Origin of the sequence: Nocardioides sp. (genome assembly GCF_047607365.1) — a bacterium.
Classification (GTDB): Bacteria; Actinomycetota; Actinomycetes; order Propionibacteriales; family Nocardioidaceae; genus Nocardioides.
Genome location: NZ_JASGDD010000092.1, coordinates 1 through 5,268, shown reverse-complemented (window position 1 = coordinate 5,268; position 5,268 = coordinate 1). Strand labels below are relative to the sequence as shown.

Here is a 5,268-nt window from a genome sequence, read left to right as displayed (position 1 = left end):
GGGAGGCGCCGGCCGGCTTGTCGCCGGCGGCGGACGTGCCGGCCGGGGTGGCGGCAGAGCCGGCGGCCGGCGGGGCGGCCTCCGTCGTACGGACGGACTCGCCGCCACGGGAGCGGGTGCGGGTGCGGTCGGTGCGCTGGCGGGGGGCGCGGTCGCCGGAGCCCGCCTCGCGGGCGGAGGGGCGCGGGCTGCGCTCGACCGGCGCGGGGGCCTTGATCCGGCCCTTGGTGCCCTTGACGATGCCGTGGTCCTCGAGGAAGTGCGGCGAGGAGGAGTAGGTCTCCACCGGGTCGTCGAACGACAGGTTGAGCGCCTTGTTGATCATCTTCCACTTGTGGATGTCGGCCCAGTCGACGAGCGTGACCGCGACGCCGGAGGCGCCGGCGCGGCCGGTGCGGCCGATCCGGTGGACGTAGGTCTTCTCCTCGTCCGGCGTCGTGTAGTTGATCACGTGGCTGACGCCGGTGACGTCGATGCCGCGGGCGGCGACGTCGGTGGCGACGAGGATGCGGACCTTGCCGTCGCGGAACCTCTGCATCGCCTTCTCGCGCGCCACCTGCGCCATGTCGCCGTGCAGCGGAGCGGCGTCGAAGCCGCGCTCGGTGAGGTCGTCGGCGACCCGCTGCGCCTGGCGCTTGGTGCGGGCGAAGACGACGACCTTGTCGACGCCGCCGGCGGGGTTGCCCTGCAGCAGGCGGCCGATCATCTCCGGCTTGTCGAGGTCGTGCGCCTGGTAGACGTACTGCGTGGTGGCGGGCACGGTGGCCTGCTCGTAGGAGGACTCCGCGCGGATGTTCATCGGGGAGTTCAGGTAGGTCCGGGCCAGGGAGATGATCGCGGCCGGCATGGTGGCGCTGAAGAGCATCGTCTGCCGCGAGACCGGGGTGAAGCGCAGGATCTTCTCCACGTCGGGCAGGAAGCCGAGATCGAGCATCTCGTCGGCCTCGTCGAGGACGAGCGTCTTCACCTGCGAGAGGTCGAGGTGCTTGCGGTTGACCATGTCGATGATGCGACCGGGGGTGCCGACGACGACGTCCACGCCGGTCTCGAGCGCGTCGATCTGCGGCTCGAAGCCGACGCCGCCGTAGATCGAGAGGACGCGCAGGCCGAGGTTGGAGGAGATCAGCTCGATGTCGCCGAAGACCTGGAGCGCGAGCTCGCGGGTCGGGGCCACGATCAGCGCCTGCGGCTTGCCGGAGGCCTGCGCGCCGATGCGCTGCACGGCCGGGATGCCGAAGGCGAGGGTCTTGCCGGTGCCGGTGCGGGCCTGGCCGATGAGGTCGGTGCCGGCCAGCGCTACGGAGAGGGTCATCTCCTGGATGGCGAAGGGCTCGACGATCCCCTTGGACTCGAGGGCGTCGCAGATCTCGGGCAGCACGCCCAGGTCACGGAAGGTAGGCATATTCTCTTTGGCCACTTTCGGGGGTCACGTCAGATGACACGAGGGTTTCGTAGCGGCCTCCCAGATGGAGCATGCCGCCGGACATACGAGGCGGAGTCTATCGCCTAGGGTGGGGCCGTGGTTGCATCGACGGAGCAGGGCCCCTTCACCGATCCGGTCTACAGAGGGGCGATCGTCGACCTCCTCGGCGCGATCGGGTACGGCGAGATCGCGGCCCTCGAGCGGCTCACCGACGACGCCGCGATGGCCCCCCGGCTCTCCGACAAGGTCGCGCTGCTCGGCATGGCGACGCGGCAGTACGCCAAGGTGGAGCCGATCCGCGCCCGGTTGGCCGAGCTCACCGACAACCCCTTCGCCGCGATGGAGCCCTTCATCGAGGCGATCGACTCCTTCCACGCCTTCACCGCCCCCCACGACTGGTGGGAGGCCCTCGTCAAGGCGTACGTCGGCGACGGGATCGTCTCGGACTTCTACCGTGAGATCAGCGGGTATCTCGACGAGGAGACGCGGGCGCTGATCGTCTCCACGCTGACCGACGAGGGCGAGACCGACTTCGCGATCGAGCGCCTGCGGGAGGGCATCGCGGAGGACCCGCGACTGGGCGGCCGGCTCGCGCTGTGGGGACGCCGCCTGATGGGGGAGGCCCTGACGCAGACGCAGCACGTCGCGGCGTCGCGGGAGGCGATGGGCGAGATCCTGGCCGGCACCGCGACCTTCGGCGGGCTCGACCTCGCCGGGCTCGGCGAGATCTTCACCCGGATAACCACCCGTCACATCGAGCGGATGGCGTCCCTCGGCCTCGAGCACTGACCCGAGACCGAGAGACGCCGGGAGACCGCCGAGACGTCAGCGAGCCGGGCTCAGCCCTTCTTCGTCAGTCGCGGCAGGAGCGCCGTCGCGGCCACCACGAGGATGGCCGTGGTGACGATCTGCCACAGGTGACGGATCCAGTCGATGCCGTTCGTGGCGTTGTCCCACGTCGCCTCGTGACCGTCGAACGGGCCGTTGTTGCTGCCCGCCACGCCCCAGTACAGGAAGCTGCCGAGCAGCATCCCGACGATGCCGACGATCCACAGCGGCAGGAACTTGATGTCGTCGCGCCCGCCGGGCGCCGCGGCCTTGCCGAGCAGGCCGATGACCAGACCACCGATCAGAGTGGTGATGATGAACCAGAGAGTCGCCATACCCGGGAACGTACCCCGGTTTCAGCTCCGGAAACCGACCGCGTTCGGGCTCGTGGTGCCGATCTCGACGTAGGTGATCTTGGCGGCGGGGACGAAGAGCCTCTTGCCCTTCGCGTCGGTGAGCGCGAGCAGGGACCCCTCCTCGCCGGCCTGGCCGAGCGCGGACGAGATCGCCGACTCGATCGCCTCGACGGACTCGTTGGTCTCCACGACCAGCTCACGCGCGGCGTACTGCACGCCGATCTTGACCTCCACGGGTCACTCCTTCTCGTTGATCATCAGGACTTCGGGTAGCCGCGGATGCCCCGCCAGGCGAGGCCGGCGACGAGGCCGGCCGCCTGGTCGCGGGGGATGCCCCCGTCGGCCTCCAGCCAGAACCGCGAGGACTGCTGTGCCATTCCGACGAGCGACACCGCGAGCAGCAGCGAGGCCGCGCGGGGCAGGCCGGTGTCGTCGGCGATCACGTCGGCGATGGCCTCGGCGCACTCGTTGGTGACCCGGTCGACCTGGTCGCGGACGGCGGGCTCGCTGGTGAGGTCGGACTCGAAGACCAGCCGGAACGCGCCGGACTCGCTGGCGACGTACGCGAAGAAGGCATCGATCGTCGCGGCCACGCGCTGCTTGTTGTCGGTGGTCGAGGCGAGCGCGTCGCGGACCTGCTCGATCACGTGGTCGCAGGACTGCTCCAGCAGGGCGAGGTAGAGCTCGAGCTTGCCCGGGAAGTGCTGGTAGAGCACGGGCTTGGAGACACCCGCGCGGTCGGCGATGTCGTCCATCGCGGCCGCGTGGTAGCCCTGCGCGACGAACACCTCGAGTGCCGACGCGAGGAGCTGCGCGCGGCGCTCGCGCCGCGGCATCCGGCCCCCGCGAGGTCGGGCGTCGAGGTGGTAGTCGGTGCTCACACGACAAGGCTACCGCTGAGTAACCAGGGTCCGGATCGCGGGACGCCGTGTCGGAGCGGCTTCGGCGGCGGGGAACAATGGTGCTCGACCCGGTGTTGACCCGACCCGGAATCCCCGACTTCTGCTACGACTGTGAAGGAGAGCGCCGTGTCCGTGCCGCCGCTCGTCGAGCCCGCTGCCGAGCTCACCATCGACGAGGTGCGGCGCTACAGCCGCCACCTGATCATCCCCGACGTCGGCATGGCCGGCCAGAAGCGCCTGAAGAACGCCAAGGTGCTCGTCATCGGCGCCGGCGGCCTCGGGTCGCCCGCGCTGCTCTACCTCGCGGCGGCCGGTGTCGGCACGCTGGGCATCGTCGAGTTCGACGAGGTCGACGAGTCCAACCTGCAGCGCCAGATCATCCACAAGCAGTCGACGATCGGGCAGCCGAAGGCGACGTCGGCCGCCGCGGCGATCGCCGAGGTCAACCCGTACGTCGACGTGGTGATCCACGACGAGCGGCTCGACAACGACAACGTCTTCGGGATCTTCGAGGGCTACGACCTCATCGTCGACGGCACCGACAACTTCGCGACCCGCTACATGGTCAACGACGCGGCGTACTTCCTGAAGATCCCCTACGTCTGGGGCTCGATCTACCGCTTCGACGGCCAGGCGTCGGTCTTCGCGCCGACGCTCGTCGAGGACGCGCCGTGCTACCGCTGCCTCTACCCCGAGCCGCCTCCGCCGGGGATGGTGCCGTCGTGCGCCGAGGGCGGCGTGCTGGGCGTGCTCTGCGCGAGCATCGGCTCGATCCAGGTCAACGAGGCGATCAAGCTGCTCACCGGCATCGGCGACCCGGCGATCGGCAAGCTGGTCGTCTACGACGCGCTCGAGCTGGAGTGGCGCAAGGTCCGGATCCGCAAGGACCCCAACTGCGCCCTGTGCGGCGAGCACCCGACGGTCACCGGGCTGGTGGACTACGACGTCTTCTGCGGCGCCGTCTCCGAGGACGCCGCCGAGGCCGCGGCCGGCTCGACGATCTCGGTCGGCACGCTCGAGCACTGGATCAAGGAGAAGGAGGAGGGCTCGCGCGACTTCGTGCTCGTCGACGTCCGCGAGCCCAACGAGTACGAGATCAACAAGATCCCGGGCTCGGTCCTCATCCCCAAGGGCGAGTTCCTCACGGGCGCCGCGCTGGAGCCGCTCGGCGAGCTGACCGGCAACGGCCAGAAGCAGCTCGTCTTCCACTGCAAGTCGGGCGTCCGCTCGGCCGAGGTGCTCGCGATCGCCAAGGGCGCGGGGTACGCCGACGCCGTCCACGTGGGCGGTGGCGTGGTGGCCTGGGTCAACCAGATCGACCCAGGCCAGCCGTCCTACTGAGCTTCGCTCAGCAGCACGGCTTCAGGCCTAGCCGTCCTACTGATCTCGACCGTTCGGAGGATCCGCGCCGCCCCCGGAGAGGTCTACCGTCCCGCTTCGTGAGGGACACGGGTCATCTGCCGGAGGCGGTGCGATCGCTGGACGCGCTGCTGTCGCCCGGCAGCATGGTCACCACCCCGGACGGCCAGGTCCGGGCGGCGCGGCTGTCGCTGGACGACCGGGTCGTGCTCGAGGAGCACGACCTGGTCGACCCGACGGGCCGGGTGCGCGTCGAGCGACTCGGCGCCGGGCCGGTCGACTGGGGCGGTGACGCCGTCCGCGGCGTGCCGCTCTTCGGCGACCTCGGCGGCGACGACCTTCTGGGGTGGCTGGTCGCCGTCTCGACGGCCGCGGCCGCCTCGGAGGGGACCGACGTCGC

Annotated in this window: 7 protein-coding genes; 3 read left to right on the top strand and 4 right to left on the bottom strand. The window is 70.3% G+C overall.

Annotated features, from left to right (window positions below):
- The coding region (locus QM572_RS07145) for a DEAD/DEAH box helicase (RefSeq protein WP_415091508.1) at positions 1 to 1,402 on the bottom strand (1,402 nt) is incomplete at its 3' end.
- 117 nt (positions 1,403 to 1,519) lie between these two features.
- Between QM572_RS07145 and QM572_RS07140 the strand changes: the two genes are divergently transcribed.
- Positions 1,520 to 2,212: a ferritin-like fold-containing protein gene (locus QM572_RS07140; protein ID WP_415091506.1), complete on the top strand. Its 693-nt coding sequence runs from the start codon at positions 1,520 to 1,522 to the stop codon at positions 2,210 to 2,212.
- A gap of 50 nt (positions 2,213 to 2,262) precedes the next feature.
- Here QM572_RS07140 and QM572_RS07135 read toward each other — a convergent pair whose 3' ends face one another.
- The 3 genes from QM572_RS07135 to QM572_RS07125 are packed head-to-tail and all read right to left on the bottom strand — an operon-like array spanning position 2,263 to position 3,443.
- A complete protein-coding gene (locus tag QM572_RS07135) occupies positions 2,263 to 2,586 on the bottom strand; it encodes a hypothetical protein (protein ID WP_415091504.1) in 324 nt (107 codons plus the stop codon).
- A 21-nt stretch (positions 2,587 to 2,607) separates the two neighbouring features.
- Positions 2,608 to 2,841, bottom strand: a complete 234-nt coding sequence (locus QM572_RS07130; protein ID WP_415091502.1) for a DUF3107 domain-containing protein — start codon at positions 2,839 to 2,841, stop codon at positions 2,608 to 2,610.
- A 23-nt stretch (positions 2,842 to 2,864) separates the two neighbouring features.
- Positions 2,865 to 3,443, bottom strand: coding sequence for a TetR/AcrR family transcriptional regulator (locus tag QM572_RS07125; RefSeq protein WP_415091510.1), 579 nt, complete (start codon positions 3,441 to 3,443; stop codon positions 2,865 to 2,867).
- A 192-nt stretch (positions 3,444 to 3,635) separates the two neighbouring features.
- On the opposite strand from QM572_RS07125, the gene moeZ reads away from it, so the two are divergent.
- Complete coding sequence (gene moeZ, locus QM572_RS07120) at positions 3,636 to 4,850, top strand: adenylyltransferase/sulfurtransferase MoeZ (protein WP_415091500.1); 1,215 nt, start codon at positions 3,636 to 3,638, stop codon at positions 4,848 to 4,850.
- A 98-nt stretch (positions 4,851 to 4,948) separates the two neighbouring features.
- A partial coding sequence (locus tag QM572_RS07115; RefSeq protein WP_415091498.1) for a hypothetical protein occupies positions 4,949 to 5,268 on the top strand: 320 nt, incomplete at its 3' end.